The following is a 15,847-nucleotide window of genomic DNA, read 5'->3' as shown; positions in this document are numbered from 1 at the left end:
GCCCACCCCGCCAAAGGAGCTTTGCCATGCTGATCGTCGCCGACGAAAACATTCCCCTGCTCGATGCCTTTTTCAAGGGTTTCGGTGAGATCCGCCGGGTGCCGGGGCGCGGCATCGACCGGGAAATGGTCGCGCAGGCCGACGTGTTGCTGGTGCGCTCCGTCAGCCGGGTCAATCGTGACTTGTTGGAAGGCAGCAACGTGCGTTTCGTTGGCACTTGCACCATAGGCACCGATCACCTGGATCTGGATTACTTTGCCGAGGCCGGTATCCGCTGGGCCAGTGCGCCGGGCTGCAATGCCCGGGGCGTGGTGGACTACGTGCTGGGCAGCCTGATGACCCTGGCTGAAATCGAAGGCGCGGATCTGCGCCAGCGCACCTACGGCGTGGTCGGTGCAGGGCAGGTGGGCGGTCGCTTGATCGATGTGCTCAAGGGCCTGGGCTGGGACGTGAAGGTGTGCGATCCACCCCGCCAGGCGGCCGAGGGCGGCGACTATGTGAGCCTGGAACAGATCATCGAGCAGTGCGATGTGATCAGTCTGCACACCCCTCTGACGCGCGACGGCGAGCAACCGACCTGGCATCTGTTCGACGAGCAGCGCCTGAACAACCTCAAGCCTGGCACCTGGTTGATCAATGCGGCTCGCGGGCCGGTGATCGATAACACCGCGTTGCGCAATGTGCTGTTGGAACGCGAAGACCTGCAAGCGGTGCTGGATGTCTGGGAACAGGAGCCCACGGTGGATGTGGACTTGGCCGACCTGTGCGTGATCGCTACGCCGCACATTGCCGGCTACAGCCTCGATGGCCGCCAGCGCGGCACGGCGCAGATCTATGAAGCGCTATGCGCGTTCCTGGAGACACCGGTTACAGTCTGTCTCGGTGATCTGCTGCCTCGGCCCTGGCTGGGCGGCATCACCCTGGACGCCGCCACCGACCCGGCCTGGGCGTTGGCCGCGCTGTGCCGCGGCGTATACGACCCGCGTCGTGACGATGCGGACTTCCGCCGTAGTCTGGTGGGAACCGTCAGCGAGCAGCGCAGTGCCTTCGACGCCCTGCGCAAACATTACCCGCCGCGCCGGGAGATCGACAGCTTGAAGGTGCGCATTGAAGGGCAATCAGCGGCGTTGCAGCAGATCGTGACCGCGCTGGGGGCCACCCCCCTTTAACCCTCGCCCCAGGGTGGTAGAGTCCATAGGCACAAAAAACCCGACATCAAGGTCGGGTTCAATCGAAGACGGGCTGTATCACTTTTGTTCGGCAGGCTTGACCAGTCGTTGTTCCAGTTCACTGCAGGCTTTCTGGATCATCTCTTCGGTGATCGGTACTTCGCGCCCTTGGGCGTCGATGAACGAGCAGCCCAGGGACTGGTCCGGTTGCGTGCGGATCACTTGAATCTTGTCGTCGCTGCTGTGTTGCAAGGACATGGCCTGTCTCCTCATCAGGTTTTAATGTCTACTGTACTGTCGTCAGGTGACTGAGAAATGACACTCCTTGTCGGTCATGACGACAGCTCTACTCAAACAGAAATACTTGTACGTTTCCAGTCAGACTTTAGACCGATACCATCTAGCGGGTAGTCGTCGCGTTCATATTTAACCTGACTCATTCTGATTCAATAAGGTTCCGCCGCGCTTCGGTGCCGTTGACCGGCCCTTTCCCTGTTGCATTATCGGACGTTACTGATGCTTTCCTCCCAACATCGCCGTGCCATCGGCCTGGCCAGTGGTTTTATCGCTCCTTACCGCAAGCAGGTCGTCGGCGCGTTGCTGGCGCTCATCGTCACGGCGGGCATTACCTTGTCCATGGGTCAGGGCATCCGGCTGCTGGTGGACCAGGGGTTCATGACCCGTTCTCCTCAGCTGCTGAACCAGTCCATCGGCTTGTTCATGGTGCTGGTGATAGGCCTGGCGATCGGAACCTTCTCCCGGTTCTACCTGGTGTCGTGGATTGGCGAGCGCGTGGTGGCCGACATCCGGCGACAGGTTTTCAATCATCTGGTGTACCTGCACCCGGGGTTCTATGAGAACAACCGCAGCTCGGAGATCCAGTCACGCCTGACCGCCGATACCACGTTGCTGCAATCGGTGATCGGTTCGTCCTTGTCACTGTTCCTGCGCAACGCCCTGATGGTGATCGGCGGCATCGTGCTGTTGTTCATCACCAACCCCAAGCTCACCAGCATCGTGGTGATTGCCCTGCCGCTGGTGTTGGCACCGATCCTGGTGTTCGGGCGTCGGGTGCGCAGCCTGTCCCGCCAGAGCCAGGACCGCATCGCCGATGTCGGCAGTTACGTTTCCGAAACCCTGGGCCAGATCAAGACCGTGCAGGCCTACAACCATCAGGTCCAGGATGAGCGACGTTTTGCTGTCACGGTGGAGCAGGCGTTCGACACCGCCCGCAAACGCATCGCCCAGCGGGCCTGGCTGATCACCCTGGTGATCGTGCTGGTGCTGGGGGCGGTGGGTGTGATGCTCTGGGTGGGTGGCATGGATGTGATCGCCGGGCGGATTTCCGGCGGTGAGCTGGCGGCGTTCGTGTTCTACAGTCTGATCGTCGGCAGCGCCTTCGGTACGCTGAGCGAGGTGATCGGCGAATTGCAACGGGCCGCCGGCGCGGCCGAGCGTATCGCCGAGCTGTTGCGTTCGCAGAACATTATCCAGCCACCGACCTCGGACCTGGTGACGTTACCGGAGCGGGTCCGGGGCGATCTGCGCCTTGAAGGCGTGCGGTTCTCCTATCCGTCCCGACCGGAAAGCTATGCGGTCGACGGCCTGGACCTGACGGTCAATGCTGGCGAAACCCTTGCCCTCGTCGGGCCGTCGGGCGCGGGTAAATCGACGGTGTATGACTTGTTGTTACGTTTCTACGATCCGGCACAAGGCCGGATTTTCATCGATGGGGTACCGCTGACCCAACTCGATCCGCTGGACCTGCGCCGTCATTTCGCCCTGGTTTCGCAGAATCCGGCGCTGTTCTTCGGCACCGTGGAAGAAAACATCCGCTATGGCAATCCCGACGCGACTGCCGAGCAGGTGCGCGAGGCGGCCCGGATTGCCCACGCCCACGACTTTATCGACAAGATGCCCGATGGTTACCAGACCCACCTGGGCGACGGTGGCCTGGGGCTATCCGGCGGCCAGCGCCAACGCCTGGCCATCGCCCGGGCGCTGTTGGTGGACGCGCCGATCCTGTTGCTGGACGAAGCCACCAGCGCCCTCGATGCGCAAAGCGAACACCTGATCCAGCAAGCCCTGCCCAACCTGATGAAAAACCGCACCACCCTGGTCATCGCCCATCGCCTGGCCACGGTGAAGAACGCCGACCGAATCGCGGTGATGGACCAGGGCAGGGTGGTGGCGGTGGGCACGCATCAGGAGCTGGTGGCCAGCAATGAGCTGTACGCGCGGTTGGCGGCGTTGCAGTTCAATGTGGGGCATGCGGCGGTGGTCGACTGATCGCACCCCCCCCTGTGGGAGCGAGCCTGCTCGCGATGACGGCGGCGTATTCAACATTGATGCAAGCTGACCCGCCGCTATCGCGAGCAGGCTCGCTCCCACAAGGGATTGTGGGGATAAAGCCGACCATAAAAATGCCCGTATCGTTTGATACGGGCATTTTTCTTTTCAGGCATGGCTTGCCGCTTGAGGCTCACTGATCGTCGAAATACCGCTCGTGCCAGTCCACCAGCGGTTGCGGCGAGTTGAGTTTCTGGCCGTAGATCACCGAGTACGACAAGACGTTCTGCACGTATTGGCGGGTTTCGTCGAAGGGGATGCTTTCGACCCAGACGTCGAAGCTCAGGTGGTCGGCACCGCGCAGCCACTGGCGTACGCGGCCGGGGCCGGCGTTGTAGGCGGCCGAGGCCAGGACGCGGTTGCCGTTGAACTGGCTGTGGACCTGGCTAAGGTACGCTGCGCCGAGCTCGATGTTCTTGTTCGGATCCAGCACCTGTTGGGGCGAAGCCAGGGGGATGCTGAATTTGCGCGCGGTTTCCTTGGCGGTGCCGGGCATCAATTGCATCAGGCCGGCGGCACCCACGCCGGAGCGCGCGTCATCCATGAAGGCGCTTTCCTGGCGGGTGATCGCGAACACCCAGCTCGAATGCAGGCCACGAGCCTTGGCTTCGCGCACCAGGGTATCGCGGTGCGCCATCGGGAAACGGATGTCCAGGTCGTCCCAGTACTTGGCCTGGCTGATGGTGCGGATGGCCGGGAAATACCATTTCAGGTCGTAGGCCAGCTTCGCCTGGGCGACCATTTCGTCCCGGCTGAAATGCCGGCTGACGTGATACCACTCGCGACGCCCATCTACGATCTGCCCGCGGGCGTGGAATTCCAGGGCCCGGCGAACGCCCGGTGTATTGCGCACTTTGTTGATCAATGCCTGGCTCAGCACCAGGGGCTTGTTGGCGAGCGAGTAGGGTGATTGGGAGCGGTCAGCGGCCAGGAACCCATAGAAATCCCGCTCGCGAGCCAGATGCTTGTAAAGCGTCAAGGCTTCGGGGTTCTGCGGTTGAGCCAGTTCCAGGCTGCGGGCCTGCCAGTAGCGCCAGCGGTTGGTGCTGGCCAGCGACTCGGGCAGGCGACGGGTCAACTGATAGGCGTCGTCCCAGCGGCCCAGGCGCAGCAGCAGGCGCAGGCGCCATTCCGAAACGGTGTCGTCCCGCAGCTCGGGGTCATATTGGGTCATCATCTCAAGGGCGCGACTGTCGAAGCGCTTGGCCAGGGTCAGGCCGATCTCCCGGGCGATGGCGACTTTTTCGTCGCGGGAAAAATGCATGGTGCTGGCATAGCCGTCCAGCAATGCCATGGCTTTATCCGGATCCTGGCGGGCGAGACGGCGCAGGCCGAGGCTGACGATATCGGACATCGGTTCATCGGCCGGGACGAAGCGCGAGGGTTGATTGAGCAGTTCAGGTTTCTGCGCCACGTCTACCAGCAATTTGCCGCGAGGGGCGAGGGTGACCAGGCCGCTGACCAGGCTGTTGGCCAGTGGATAATTTCGGGCCTGGGCCGCCAGTTTTGCGCGCTCCCAGCGCTTCTGCTCGGTCAACTGGCCTTGGGAGGCCCACAGGCCGAACAGCGCGTCGCAGGCCTGTGGTTGGGATTTACCGGTGAGCCAGAGCTTTTCAGTGTTGGCGTAGCCCTCGGCCTTGAGACCGTGGCTGAGCTGGTACTGGCCATTGAGGCAGTCCAGTTCGGTGAAGTTGAGCTTGGGGTCGTAATATTTGACGAAGGTCGCCCAGTCGCCGCGTTCGGCCAGCCAGCGCAGCCAACGCAGTTTCATCCAGTTGGCCTGGGGCAGGTCGCCGTGTTCGGCGAGGAATTTCTCGATTTCGGCGTTGCTCGCGCTCTTGAGGCGAGCGGTCAGTTCGTCGTAGGCCAGGTACGGCTCCAGCGGATAATCGCGCAGGGCCTCGCTATAGCGGAAATAGGGGCCGGCATCACCCTTGGCCAAGGCTCGCTTGGCTTCATCGTAATACTGGCGCTGGGTGGAAATATCCACCGCTTGAGCGGTTTGAACGGCAGTGGCACACACGAAAAAACAAGACAGAACAGTAATAAGGCGACTGCGCATGAGACATCCGGGCAGAAAAAAACATGAAAAGCCCAAGGGGTAACCCAGGGTAACTGTCTGTAGCTTAGCCTTTTGCCAGCAGCCGGCGAAAGCTTTGCGGGGCCGTCGGCGCAAGTTCGCAACATTTGTTATGCAGAGTGCTTCAACGACGAAAATGGCGGACCCCTGAAGTCTCATCTCAGGTAGAATGCGCGCCCGGTTTTTGGAGAAGCTCATGACCCTGCTCAAATTCAGCGATGTGTCCCTTGCTTTCGGCGCGATGCCGTTGTTGGACAAGGTGTCCTGGCAGATCGCCCGTGGAGAGCGGGTGTGCATCATCGGCCGCAACGGTACCGGCAAGTCCAGCATGATGAAGCTGGTCAAGGGCGATCAGAAGCCCGATGACGGCTCGGTCTGGCGTGCCCCCGGTCTGAAGATCGGTGAGTTGCCCCAGGAACTGCCGCTGGCCGACGAGCGGACGGTATTCGATGTGGTTGCCGAAGGCCTGGACGGTGTCGGCGCGCTGTTGGCCGAATATCACCACCTGAGCCAGAACATCGTCACCGATGCCGACCTGGAAAAGCTGATGCATGTGCAGCACGACCTTGAGGCCCGCGATGGCTGGCGTCTGCAGCAACTGGTCGACAGCACCCTGAGCCGCCTGCAACTGCCGGCCGACAAGACCCTCGCCGAGTTGTCCGGCGGCTGGCGTCGCCGTGTCCTGCTGGCCCAGGCCCTGGTTTCCGAGCCGGACCTGCTGCTGCTCGACGAACCGACCAACCACCTGGACATCGGCGCCATTGCCTGGCTTGAAGAAGCCTTGAAGGATTTCCAGGGGGCGGTGCTGTTCATCACCCACGACCGTTCTTTCCTGCAGAACCTGGCGACCCGCATCCTTGAGCTGGACCGTGGCGGCCTGATCGACTGGAACGGCGATTACGCCAGTTTCCTGGTGCACAAGGAAGCGGTACTGGCGGCGGAAGAAACCGCCAACGCACTGTTCGACAAGCGCCTGGCCCAGGAAGAAGTCTGGATCCGCCAGGGCATCAAGGCCCGTCGTACCCGTAACGAAGGTCGTGTACGCGCCCTCAAGGCTCTGCGCGTCGAGCGCAGCGAGCGCCGCGAGCGTACCGGCAAGGCCAATATCCAGCTGGAAACGGCTGAGAAATCCGGCAAGCAGGTAATGGTGCTGGAAAACGTCAGCTTCGCCCATCCCGGCGGCCCATTCCTGGTCAAGGACTTCTCCATGGTCCTGCAGCGCGGCGACCGCATCGGCCTGCTGGGTGCCAATGGCACCGGCAAGACCACCTTGCTCAAGCTGATGCTCGGCGGCCTGGTTCCGAGCAGCGGCAAGGTGGAAGAGGGGACGAAGATCGACGTCGCCTACTTCGACCAGTTGCGTCACCAGCTGGACCTGGAAAAGACCGTGATCGACAACGTGGCCGAAGGCCGCGACTTCATCGAGATCGATGGCCAGAGCCGCCACGTACTGAGCTACCTCGGTGATTTCCTGTTCAGCCCCCAGCGTGCCCGGACCCCGGTCAAGGCGTTGTCCGGCGGCGAGCGCGCTCGTCTGCTGCTGGCGAAACTGTTCAGCAAGCCGGCCAACCTGCTGGTCCTCGACGAACCGACCAACGACCTGGACGTGGAAACCCTCGAATTGCTGGAAGAGGTGTTGCTGACCTTCAACGGCACCGTGCTGATGGTCAGCCACGACCGGGCATTCCTCGACAACGTGGTTACCAGCACCCTGGTATTCGAAGGCGAAGGTCGGGTTCGCGAATACGTCGGCGGGTATCAGGACTGGCTGCGCCAGGGCGGCTCGCCGCGCCTGCTGGGCGTGACCGAGAGCAAGTCCGGCAAGGCCGACTTGAATTCGGCGGTGGTCAAGGCCGAGCCTGCGCCGGTTGCCGCTGCGGCGGCCCCGGCTCCGGCCAAGAAAAAACTCAGCTACAAGCTGCAGCGCGAGCTGGAAGCGCTGCCGGGCGATATCGATGCCAAGGAAGCACAGATCGCCGCGGTACAGGCCGAGATGGCCGACGCCGGCTTCTACCAGCGGCCGGCCGCGGAAACCGCCAAGGTGATTGCGCATCTGGAGCAGTTGCAGGCTGAGTTGGATGCGTTGGTGGAGCGTTGGGCAGAGCTGGACGCCTGATTTGAAAGGCAGCCCTTTGTGGGAGCGAGCTTGTTCGCGATCGCGGTGTGTCAGCTAACAGGCATGTCGACTGTGCTGACGTCATCGCGAGCAGGCTCACCCCCTCAGGGCTTCATAGCTGTTATGCGCGCTTGACCAGGTGCACCGCCAGCACATCGCAAGGTGCGCCATGCAATACGTCGTTGGCGGTGGAGCCCAGCAGCAGCGCCAGCCCATGGCGACCGTGGCTGCCGACGACGATCAGGTCGCAACCCTGTTCCTTGGCCAGGTGATGGATCTCCTGGCGCGGCTGGCCGTAGGTCAGGTGGCTGTTTTCCCGTTTCAGGTCCGGATACTTCACGATCAGGCGGTCAAGGCGTTCCTTGGCCTGATCGAACTGCTGTTGTTGCAGTTGGGAAAGGTCCATGGGGACATCGCCGCCAAAGGCCATGGCCATCGGTTCGACGATATGCACCAGTGACAGCTTGGTTTCTCGGCCATCGCACAGGGCGCGAGCGCGTTTGATGACGGGATCGCATTCTTCAGTGAGGTCGACGGCGACCAGGATGTGTTCGTAGTACATGAAAAGCACTCCAGAGAATGGCGATACGGTTAAGTATGGCTGGTTTCAAGCGCATTGACGGCGATATGGGTCAATGGCTCATCAGAATTCGGGAGTACTGATATGACGGTCTGGATAGTGGTGTCAATCCTGTTGGTGGTATTGAGCCCCCTGGCATGGTTGCGGCCGTCCCGTGTACAGAGTGGTCGCATGGCCCTGCGCATGGAGGCCCGTCGCCTCGGCCTGGCCATGCAATTGGCGCCCCAGGAATGGCCGCACTGGCTCGATTCCCAGCCGCCAAACCCTTGCGCGCAGTACCATCGGCCCCGGCGCGGCAAGCAGCCCGCCTGTTGGAGTTACTGGCAAAGCGCGCCTGGCGTTTGGGTCAATCAGTGGCGGGAAACTTGCCAGGACGAGTCGTTGCTCGAGCATTTCAGGACATTGCCAGCCAACGTCTACAAGATCGAAGCCGACCCGCAAATGATCACCCTGTATTGGGGCGAGAAGGGCGAGGCTACTGTTTTGCAGGATATTGCGGCGGTGCTCAAGGCCCTGGCCTGACCATAAAAAAGCCCGACAGTCTCGTCGGGCGGGTTGGCCAGGCAGGCCGTAAACCAATTCAATCCGGGTGTTCGTTCGTAACGTCCTCGCGCCAAGCGCTTTCATAACGTACCGCCAGCATAGCCCTTTGTATTCGTTGCGTCTGGAATTAGGGCGACTTTTCTAATTATTGATCTTATGAATGTCCGCACATGCAGCGTCGTGTTGCGGATCTGCAGGGTAATGGAAATGACCGTCAAGTCGCGTCCGAGCCCTTGTTTAGGGCGATTGACAATTGTCGGAAATTCCGTGAAGGTGACGTACCCAAATCAAACGGGCGTATGAATTGAGCGTTTGTATTTTCCGAACGTTCCTACAGAACCCCGACTATCGCGTTGACGGGTGTGCCTGGCGGATTGGCGTAGCATCGACGGTAACGTCAATGCCGAACCAGTGGTCAGCGTTCAACGTGTACTGTTCAGCTTCCATATCGTGGAGATCAGTTGATGATTTACGAAGGTAAAGCCATCACGGTTAAGGCTCTTGAAAGTGGCATCGTCGAACTGAAGTTCGATCTCAAGGGTGAGTCCGTCAACAAGTTCAACCGTCTAACCCTGAACGAATTGCGTCAGGCCGTGGACGCTATCAAGGCAGACGCTTCGATCAAGGGTGTGATCGTCAGCAGTGGCAAGGACGTTTTCATCGTCGGTGCCGACATCACCGAATTCGTCGACAACTTCAAGCTGCCCGATGCCGAACTGATCGCTGGCAACCTCGAAGCCAACCGTATCTTCAGCGACTTCGAAGATCTCAACGTACCCACCGTCGCGGCCATCAATGGCATCGCCCTGGGTGGCGGCCTGGAAATGTGCCTGGCAGCGGACTATCGCGTCATGTCTTCCGGCGCCAAGATCGGCCTGCCGGAAGTCAAGCTGGGCATCTACCCGGGCTTCGGCGGTACCGTGCGTCTGCCGCGCCTGATCGGGGCCGACAACGCCATCGAATGGATTGCCGCTGGCAAGGAAAACCGTGCCGAAGACGCGCTGAAGGTCGGCGCCGTGGATGCGGTGGTCGAACCGGGCAAGCTCCAGCAAGCGGCCCTTGAATTGATCAAGCGCGCCATCAGTGGCGAGTTCGACTACAAGGCCAAGCGTCAGCCGAAGCTTGAGAAACTCAAGCTCAACGCCATCGAACAGATGATGGCCTTCGAAACCGCCAAGGGTTTCGTGGCCGGCCAGGCAGGCCCGAACTACCCGGCGCCGGTCGAAGCGATCAAGACCATCCAGAAAGCCGCGAACTTCGGTCGCGACAAGGCCCTGGAAGTCGAAGCCACCGGTTTCGTCAAACTGGCCAAGACTTCGGCGGCACAAAGCCTGATCGGTCTGTTCCTCAATGACCAGGAACTGAAGAAAAAGGCCAAGGCCTACGACGAAATCGCCCGTGACGTGAAGCAGGCCGCCGTGTTGGGCGCCGGCATCATGGGCGGCGGTATCGCCTATCAGTCGGCGTCCAAGGGCACGCCGATCCTGATGAAGGACATCAACGAACACGGCATCGAACAGGGCCTGGCCGAAGCCGCCAAGCTGCTGGTGGGGCGCGTCGATAAAGGCCGCATGACCGCAGCGAAGATGGCCGAAGTGCTCAACGGCATTCGTCCGACCCTGTCCTATGGCGATTTTGGCCATGTCGATCTGGTGGTCGAAGCGGTTGTCGAAAACCCGAAGGTCAAGCAAGCGGTATTGGCTGAAGTCGAAGACAAGGTCAAGGAGGACACGATCCTCGCGTCGAACACCTCGACCATTTCCATTTCGCTGTTGGCCAAGGCCCTCAAGCGTCCGGAAAACTTCGTCGGCATGCACTTCTTCAACCCGGTGCACATGATGCCGCTGGTGGAAGTGATCCGTGGCGAGAAGTCCAGTGAGCTGGCCATTGCCACCACCGTTGCCTACGCGAAGAAAATGGGCAAGAACCCGATCGTCGTCAACGACTGCCCGGGCTTCCTGGTCAACCGCGTGCTGTTCCCGTATTTCGGCGGTTTCGCCAAATTGGTCAGCGCTGGCGTGGACTTCGTGCGCATTGACAAGATCATGGAAAAATTCGGCTGGCCAATGGGCCCGGCGTACCTGATGGACGTGGTCGGTATCGACACCGGCCACCACGGTCGCGACGTCATGGCTGAAGGCTTCCCGGACCGCATGAAGGACGACCGTCGTTCGGCTGTCGACGTGCTCTACGAAGCCAAGCGCCTGGGTCAGAAGAACGGCAAGGGTTTCTACGCCTACGAGACCGACAAGCGCGGCAAGCAGAAGAAAGTGGCCGATCCGTCGGTGCTGGAAGTGCTCAAGCCGATCGTTTACGAGCAGCGCGAAGTCACCGACGAGGACATCATCAACTGGATGATGATCCCGCTGTGCCTCGAAACCGTGCGTTGCCTGGAAGACGGCATTGTCGAAACCGCCGCCGAAGCCGACATGGGTCTGGTCTACGGTATCGGTTTCCCTCCATTCCGTGGCGGTGCGCTGCGCTACATCGATTCGATCGGTGTGGCCGAGTTCGTTGCCCTGGCTGACCAGTACGCTGATCTGGGCGCGCTGTACCACCCCACCGCGAAGCTGCGTGAAATGGCCAAGAACGGCCAGAGCTTCTTCGGTTAAGCGCCCAACGACTAGAGCGAGAGAACATTTATGAGCTTGAATCCTAGAGACGTCGTGATTGTCGACTTCGGTCGTACGCCGATGGGCCGCTCCAAGGGCGGCATGCACCGTAACACTCGCGCCGAGGACATGTCGGCGCACCTGATCAGCAAACTGCTGGAACGCAACGTCAAGGTCGATCCGAACGAAGTCGAGGACGTGATCTGGGGCTGTGTTAACCAGACTCTGGAGCAGGGCTGGAACATCGCCCGCATGGCCTCGCTGATGACCCAGATCCCTCACACCGCGGCCGGTCAGACCGTCAGCCGCCTGTGCGGTTCGTCCATGAGCGCGCTGCACACCGCCGCCCAGGCGATCATGACCGGTAACGGCGATGTGTTCGTCGTCGGCGGTGTCGAGCACATGGGCCACGTGAGCATGATGCACGGTGTCGATCCGAACCCGCACATGTCGCTGTACGCGGCAAAAGCCTCGGGCATGATGGGCCTGACCGCGGAAATGCTTGGCAAAATGCACGGCATCACCCGCGAACAGCAGGACGCCTTTGGCGTGCGCTCCCACCAGCTCGCCCACAAGGCGACCGTGGAAGGCAAGTTCAAGGATGAAATCATCCCGATGCAGGGTTACGACGAGAACGGTTTCCTGAAACTGTTCGACTACGACGAAACCATTCGTCCGGAAACCACCCTTGAAAGCCTGGCGGCCCTCAAGCCTGCCTTCAACCCTAAGGGCGGCACCGTGACAGCCGGTACCTCGTCGCAGATCACTGACGGCGCTTCGTGCATGATCGTGATGTCGGCTCAGCGTGCCCAGGACCTGGGCATCCAGCCGATGGCGGTGATCCGTTCGATGGCCGTGGCGGGTGTGGACCCGGCGATCATGGGCTATGGTCCAGTACCGGCCACGCAGAAAGCTTTGAAGCGTGCCGGCCTGAGCATGGCCGATATCGACTTCTTCGAGCTCAACGAAGCGTTCGCCGCACAGGCCCTGCCGGTGCTGAAAGATCTGAAAGTGCTCGACAAGATGAACGAGAAGGTTAACCTGCACGGCGGCGCGATCGCCCTGGGTCACCCGTTCGGTTGCTCCGGTGCACGTATCTCCGGCACGTTGCTGAACGTCATGAAACAGAACGGCGGCACTTTTGGCGTGTCCACCATGTGCATTGGCCTCGGCCAGGGCATCGCCACTGTCTTCGAACGCGTCTAAGCGTTGCGTTGATGGAAGCCGGGGCCAAGTGCCCCGGTTTTTGTTTTTCCGGGTTTAATAAAAAAATTTGTTTTTATTTTGAAAAGATTTCAGCGAGGGCCGAAGCATGCCGATACAACCTGGGCTCTACCAGCATTACAAAGGTCCGCAGTACCGCGTATTCAGCATCGCGCGGCATTCCGAGACCGAGGAAGAAGTGGTCTTCTATCAAGCCCTGTATGGCGATTACGGCTTTTGGGTGCGTCCCTTGAGCATGTTCGAAGAGTCCGTCGAGGTTGACGGCGAACAAGTGCCGCGCTTTGCTTTGGTGCAGGCCGAAGAGAGCATTTTTTCCAAGCCTTGAGGCCAATCCGCGGACAACCCTGCGCTTGACCTCACCTTGCAGCCACTATATATAGCGGTGCCGCGTCAGGCGCCTACCGCCTTTCACTTTTTAGAATTCAGGAATTTTCTGATCCATGGGCAAATCGCTGGTCATTGTGGAATCCCCGGCTAAGGCCAAGACCATCAACAAGTATCTGGGCAACCAATACGTGGTGAAGTCGAGTATCGGCCATATCCGAGACCTGCCCACCAGCGGTTCGGCTAGCGCCAGCAAGGAGCCAGCCGCCAAGCGCGGCAAGGCGGCCGCTGGTGAGGCGCCGGCGCTGTCGCCAAAGGAAAAGGCGCGCAAGCAGCTGGTCTCACGCATGGGGGTCGATCCGGAACACGGCTGGAAAGCCAAGTACGAGATCCTCCCAGGCAAGGAAAAGGTCATCGAGGAGCTGCGCCGGCTCGCCAAGGATGCCGACACCATCTATCTCGCGACGGACTTGGACCGCGAAGGGGAAGCCATTGCCTGGCACCTGCGCGAAGCCATCGGTGGTGATGACAGCCGCTACAAGCGCGTGGTGTTCAACGAAATCACCAAGAAGGCCATCCAGGAAGCATTTTCCGAACCGGGTGAGCTGGACATCGACCGGGTCAATGCTCAGCAGGCGCGCCGTTTCCTCGACCGCGTGGTGGGCTACATGGTTTCGCCCTTGCTGTGGGCCAAGATCGCCCGTGGCCTGTCGGCCGGACGGGTGCAGTCGGTGGCGGTGAAGCTGGTGGTGGAGCGCGAGCGGGAGATCCGTGCGTTCATCCCTGAAGAATACTGGGAAGTCCACGCGGACCTTGGCACGGCCAAAGGCGCCAACGTGCGCTTTGAAGTGGCCCGGGAAAAGGGCGAAGCCTTCAAGCCGCTTAACGAAGCCCAGGCCATGGCCGCCCTGGAGAAGCTCAAGGCTTCCACCTACAGCATCGTCAAGCGTGAAGACAAGCCGACCAGCAGCAAGCCATCGGCACCGTTCATCACGTCCACGCTGCAGCAGGCCGCGAGCAACCGCCTGGGCTTCGGCGTGAAGAAAACCATGATGATGGCCCAGCGTCTGTATGAAGCCGGCTACATCACCTATATGCGTACCGACTCGACCAACCTCTCGGCCGATGCCGTGGCGATGGCGCGTACTTATATAGAAAGCGAGTTCGGCAAGAAGTACCTGCCGGACACGCCGAACGTCTACAGCAGCAAGGAAGGCGCACAAGAGGCTCACGAAGCGATTCGTCCTTCCGATGCCAACACCGAGCCAAGCAAGTTGTCGGGCATGGAGCGCGATGCCGAGCGTCTCTACGAGCTGATCTGGCGCCAGTTCCTGGCTTGCCAGATGCTGCCGGCGCAGTACCTGTCCACCACCGTCAGCGTCGGTGCTGGAGACTTCGAGCTGCGCGCCAAGGGCCGCATCCTGAAGTTCGACGGTTATACCCGCGTCATGCCGCAGATCACCAAGCCTGGGGACGACGACGTCTTGCCGGACATGGCCCAGGGTGACGTGATGAAGCTGATCAAGCTCGATCCGACCCAGCATTTCACCAAGCCGCCGGCCCGTTACTCGGAAGCCAGCCTGGTCAAGGAAATGGAAAAACGAGGTATCGGTCGTCCTTCGACCTATGCGGCGATCATTTCGACCATCCAGGATCGCGGCTACGTGGCGCTGCACAACCGTCGTTTCTATTCGGAAAAGATGGGCGACATCGTTACCGAGCGGTTGTCCGAAAGCTTCTCGAACCTGATGGACTACGGCTTCACCGCTGGCATGGAAGAGCATCTCGACGATGTGGCCCAGGGTGAGCGGGACTGGAAGAACGTCCTCGACGAGTTCTACGGCGACTTCAAGAAAAAACTCGAAGTGGCTGAAAGCCCTGACAGCGGCATGCGGGCCAACCAGCCGGTGATGACCGACATTCCGTGCCAGACCTGCGGTCGCCCGATGCAGATCCGTACGGCGTCCACCGGCGTCTTCCTGGGTTGCTCGGGCTACAGCCTGCCGCCCAAAGAGCGCTGCAAGGCGACGGTCAACCTGGTGCCAGGCGATGAAATCGCCGCGGACGACGAGGGCGAGTCCGAATCCCTGGTGTTGCGCGGCAAGCATCGCTGCCCGATCTGCAGCACGGCGATGGATGCCTATCTGCTGGACGAAAAGCGCAAGCTGCACATCTGCGGTAACAACCCGGATTGCGCGGGCTACGAGATCGAAGAGGGCACCTATCGCATCAAGGGCTACGAAGGCCCAAGCCTGGAATGCGACAAGTGTGGTAGCGAGATGCAGCTCAAGACCGGCCGTTTCGGCAAGTTCTTCGGCTGCACCAACCCGACCTGCAAGAACACTCGCAAGCTGCTCAGGAGCGGTGACGCCGCGCCGCCGAAGATGGACCCGGTGAAGATGCCGGAGCTCAAGTGCGAGAAGGTCAATGACACCTACATCCTGCGTGATGGTGCGTCCGGTCTGTTCCTGGCGGCCAGTCAGTTCCCGAAAAACCGCGAGACCCGTGCACCCCTGGTGATGGAGATCGTGCCGCACAAGGACGAGATCGATCCGAAGTACCATTTCCTCTGCGAAGCACCGCAGAAGGATCCGGATGGCCGCCCGGCGGTGATTCGCTACAGCCGCAAGACCAAGGAGCAGTATGTGCAGACCGAAGTCGACGGCAAGCCTACGGGCTGGAAGGCCTACTACGACGGCGGTAAGTGGACGGTGGAAGACAAGCGCTGATTGATGGAGGCAAGGAGCCTCCCCAAATCAGTCAGACAAAGAACTGTGGGAGCGAGCCTGCTCGCGATAGCGGTTGGTCAGTCATCAATGCTGATCGTGACACCGTTATCGCGAGCAGGCT

Annotated in this window: 11 protein-coding genes; 8 read left to right on the top strand and 3 right to left on the bottom strand. The window is 60.7% G+C overall.

Features of this window, described 5'->3' with window-relative positions:
* The first annotated feature begins 26 nt into the window (after nucleotides 1-26).
* Nucleotides 27-1,169: a 4-phosphoerythronate dehydrogenase PdxB gene (pdxB, locus tag FGE05_RS23850; RefSeq protein WP_139648824.1), complete on the top strand. Its 1,143-nt coding sequence runs from the start codon at nucleotides 27-29 to the stop codon at nucleotides 1,167-1,169.
* Nucleotides 1,170-1,247: 78 nt separating this feature from the next.
* On the opposite strand, the gene FGE05_RS23845 is transcribed toward pdxB, so the two are convergent.
* Complete coding sequence (locus FGE05_RS23845; RefSeq protein ID WP_041023262.1) at nucleotides 1,248-1,427, bottom strand: PA1571 family protein; 180 nt, start codon at nucleotides 1,425-1,427, stop codon at nucleotides 1,248-1,250.
* A 258-nt stretch (nucleotides 1,428-1,685) separates the two neighbouring features.
* Here FGE05_RS23845 and FGE05_RS23840 point away from each other — a divergent pair, with 258 nt between their 5' ends.
* Complete coding sequence (locus FGE05_RS23840; RefSeq protein ID WP_139648822.1) at nucleotides 1,686-3,458, top strand: ABC transporter transmembrane domain-containing protein; 1,773 nt, start codon at nucleotides 1,686-1,688, stop codon at nucleotides 3,456-3,458.
* Nucleotides 3,459-3,651: 193 nt separating this feature from the next.
* On the opposite strand, the gene FGE05_RS23835 is transcribed toward FGE05_RS23840, so the two are convergent.
* Nucleotides 3,652-5,580, bottom strand: a complete 1,929-nt coding sequence (locus tag FGE05_RS23835) for a transglycosylase SLT domain-containing protein (protein WP_139648820.1) — start codon at nucleotides 5,578-5,580, stop codon at nucleotides 3,652-3,654.
* Nucleotides 5,581-5,794: 214 nt separating this feature from the next.
* On the opposite strand from FGE05_RS23835, the gene FGE05_RS23830 reads away from it, so the two are divergent.
* Nucleotides 5,795-7,714, top strand: a complete 1,920-nt coding sequence (locus FGE05_RS23830) for an ATP-binding cassette domain-containing protein (protein ID WP_139648818.1) — start codon at nucleotides 5,795-5,797, stop codon at nucleotides 7,712-7,714.
* A 121-nt stretch (nucleotides 7,715-7,835) separates the two neighbouring features.
* Here the strand turns inward: FGE05_RS23830 and FGE05_RS23825 are convergent, their stop codons facing one another.
* Nucleotides 7,836-8,276 carry a universal stress protein gene (locus tag FGE05_RS23825; protein WP_024777909.1) on the bottom strand — a complete coding sequence of 147 codons (441 nt, stop codon included), beginning with the start codon at nucleotides 8,274-8,276 and terminating at the stop codon, nucleotides 7,836-7,838.
* A gap of 102 nt (nucleotides 8,277-8,378) precedes the next feature.
* Between FGE05_RS23825 and FGE05_RS23820 the strand changes: the two genes are divergently transcribed.
* From FGE05_RS23820 to topA, 5 genes are all read left to right on the top strand, one after another.
* Nucleotides 8,379-8,816, top strand: a complete 438-nt coding sequence (locus FGE05_RS23820; protein WP_139648816.1) for a hypothetical protein — start codon at nucleotides 8,379-8,381, stop codon at nucleotides 8,814-8,816.
* Nucleotides 8,817-9,301: 485 nt separating this feature from the next.
* A complete protein-coding gene (fadB, locus tag FGE05_RS23815) occupies nucleotides 9,302-11,449 on the top strand; it encodes a fatty acid oxidation complex subunit alpha FadB (protein ID WP_139648814.1) in 2,148 nt (715 codons plus the stop codon).
* A gap of 30 nt (nucleotides 11,450-11,479) precedes the next feature.
* Nucleotides 11,480-12,655 (top strand): acetyl-CoA C-acyltransferase FadA, encoded by a 1,176-nt coding sequence (fadA, locus tag FGE05_RS23810; RefSeq protein WP_139648812.1) that lies wholly within the window; start codon nucleotides 11,480-11,482, stop codon nucleotides 12,653-12,655.
* A 106-nt stretch (nucleotides 12,656-12,761) separates the two neighbouring features.
* On the top strand, nucleotides 12,762-12,998 hold the full coding sequence (locus FGE05_RS23805; RefSeq protein ID WP_003199644.1) for a DUF1653 domain-containing protein: 237 nt from the start codon (nucleotides 12,762-12,764) through the stop codon (nucleotides 12,996-12,998).
* A gap of 115 nt (nucleotides 12,999-13,113) precedes the next feature.
* Nucleotides 13,114-15,726: a type I DNA topoisomerase gene (topA, locus tag FGE05_RS23800; RefSeq protein WP_139648811.1), complete on the top strand. Its 2,613-nt coding sequence runs from the start codon at nucleotides 13,114-13,116 to the stop codon at nucleotides 15,724-15,726.
* Nucleotides 15,727-15,847: the final 121 nt, after the last annotated feature.

Origin of the sequence: Pseudomonas sp. ICMP22404, from assembly GCF_006227205.1 — a bacterium.
Classification (GTDB): domain Bacteria; phylum Pseudomonadota; class Gammaproteobacteria; order Pseudomonadales; family Pseudomonadaceae; genus Aquipseudomonas.
The sequence above is the reverse complement of the archived record's forward strand: the minus strand, read 5'-3'. Positions and strand labels throughout refer to the sequence as shown.